At 35.8% G+C, this 923-nt stretch carries 1 protein-coding gene; it reads right to left on the bottom strand.

The window, feature by feature from the left end:
* Positions 1–35: 35 nt before the first annotated feature.
* On the bottom strand, positions 36–821 hold the full coding sequence (locus tag ACFIJL_RS09625) for a DNA adenine methylase (RefSeq protein WP_375624494.1): 786 nt from the start codon (positions 819–821) through the stop codon (positions 36–38).
* Between the last annotated feature and the right edge of the window lie 102 nt (positions 822–923).

Raw genomic sequence — 923 nt, 5'->3', positions numbered from 1 at the left:
TCTTCTGATTCTAACAAATCTTTTTATGATTTTCTTCAATTATTACGAATCAAGAGTTCTTTTCGGGGTGGTTTTTTTGCCGTACCTGCTGTCCAAAGGGTCTCTAATTCTAAAAAGTCAAAATCCTTAAAAATCTCTCGAACCGCATCACAATCATTTAGACTCAAGACAAATTTGCCTTGTATGCTTTTGAGAACTTTTGCCATACTCACAAAATCATCTTCAACAAAATTCCCAGAGCTGTAACACTTCTTCTTCACAAGATAAGGCGGATCTAGGTAAAATAAACTGTCGGGTGCATCAAATAACTCGATAACCCGTTCCCACGACAAATTTAAGATCGTTGTATCAAGAAGCTTCTGTCTAACACGTCGCATCCTTGATAGCAGCTTATCGGGATTAAATGCTATAGGCTTTTTCCTTCCAAAGCCAAAAGAGACATAATCTTTTTTTCCATACATCACACAACGTTGGAGAAACAAAAAACGGGCGGCTCTTTCAACTTTGGAAAGGCTTTCTGGTTCAATCGCCGCAAGTTCAAAAAACAACTGTCTTGAACAAACAAACCATTCTAGTCGTTTGGCTAAATCATCAAAGTCATTTTGAACACATTGGAACAGATTCGTGATTTCTCCATTCAAATCATTAATAACGGAATATTTTGCTGGTCTTTTATTTAGGAAAATAACACCAGAGCCTAAAAACGGTTCAACATAGGTTTCATGGTCAATATTATTTAAAATCGGTATAATTTTCTTACGCAGATAGTGTTTACCACCCATCCACGCAAACAATGTTTGTGTAAATTCTTGTTTCATCATATTTTTAAAGGAGAGATTTGATATTTAACTTTTTGTTAACCATCTTTTAAGATGTGAGAAGCTATTCTCTATGGCGTCCACGCAACGGGAAAAATCTATTAC

It is taken from the genome of Bartonella sp. TT119HLJHH (assembly GCF_042193385.1).
Classification (GTDB): Bacteria; Pseudomonadota; Alphaproteobacteria; order Rhizobiales; family Rhizobiaceae; genus Bartonella.
Note: the sequence above shows the minus strand (reverse complement) of the source record. Positions and strands in the feature narration are given on the sequence as shown.